This is a genomic window from Tabrizicola sp. T74 (assembly GCF_057219935.1).
This window is the reverse complement of the sequence record NZ_JBXVVT010000020.1, coordinates 1-1,079: the sequence shown is the minus strand read 5'-3', so window position 1 is coordinate 1,079 and position 1,079 is coordinate 1. Positions and strand designations below refer to the sequence as shown.

General features: G+C 68.7%; 1 protein-coding gene. It reads right to left on the bottom strand.

The window, feature by feature from the left end; all coding sequences use genetic code 11:
* On the bottom strand, positions 1-1,079 hold a 1,079-nt coding region (locus tag AC2EAL_RS21765; RefSeq protein WP_484726328.1), incomplete at both ends, for a Hint domain-containing protein.

Genomic DNA, 1,079 nt, shown 5'->3' with positions numbered 1-1,079 from the left:
GACCACATGCCATGGGTCCGCACGATCTGGTGGCGGTCGAACATGATGTGGACATAGGTCACCGGCTGCGGCCCTTGGGTGAAGCCGCGGCGCCCCAGCATCTGGATCGCGGGGACCAGCACCTCATCCGTGCCGAAGTACAGCTCGCACTCGGCGCCGCCGAAGAGGACGCGGTGCTGCGGCGAGACCCGCAAGGAGCGGTCCGGCACGCCGGGGGCGAGGGCATGCGCCGGGATTTCCACCGGCTGCAGGGTCGGGTCGGCAAGGAGGTCGGCCAGCCCCAGGCGCCGCTGGCCCACCCAGCGGACCGGCTGCGGGCCGTCGTCCAGGGTCAGCACCAGATCACGGGGCTGCAGGCTTTCGACGGCGCGCGGACCGGTTGGCGTGTCGATCAGAGTGCCGGCGGTGAAGCAGGGGATGACCTGCTCGATCTCGGTGAAGTCGACCGTGCCGAGGAAGACGCCATTGGTGTCGTAGAACGACACCGTGCCGGAGTCCGAGCTGGTGTAGACAACGTCGGTGCGCGCCCAGCCGTAGCCGGACAGGTCGAGGATGTCGAAGTCGTCGCCGCCGCTGCCGCCGTCGATGAACTCGCCCACGGCGAAGTCGCCGTCCTGGATGAAGATCGTGTCGCGGCCGGCATCGCCGTGGATGTAGTCGGCCCCGGCCCCGCCATAGATCAGGTCGTCGCCTTCCTCGGCTTCGATCGTGTCGGCCCCGGCATCGCCGTAGATCGTGTCGGAGTCGAGGCCGGTGAAGATCCGGTCGGCGCCGTCACCACCATAGACCAGGTTCCGGCCGGCCAGACGCACCCCTTCCAGGTCGTCGACGTAGTCGTCCCCGCTTCCGGCGTAGATGGTGTCGTCGCCCTCGGCATAGAGGATGTAGTCGCGCCCGTCGCCGCCATAGACGAGGTCGGTGCCGGCCCCGCCGAAGACCGAGTCATCCTCGCTTCCGGCATAGAGCGTGTCGTTGCCATCGCCGCCGACAAGCGTGTCAAAGTTGCTGCCGCCGTCGAGCAGGTCGTTGCCGCCGTCGCCGGACAGACTGTCCGCCTCGGTCCCGCCGAAGAGCTGGTC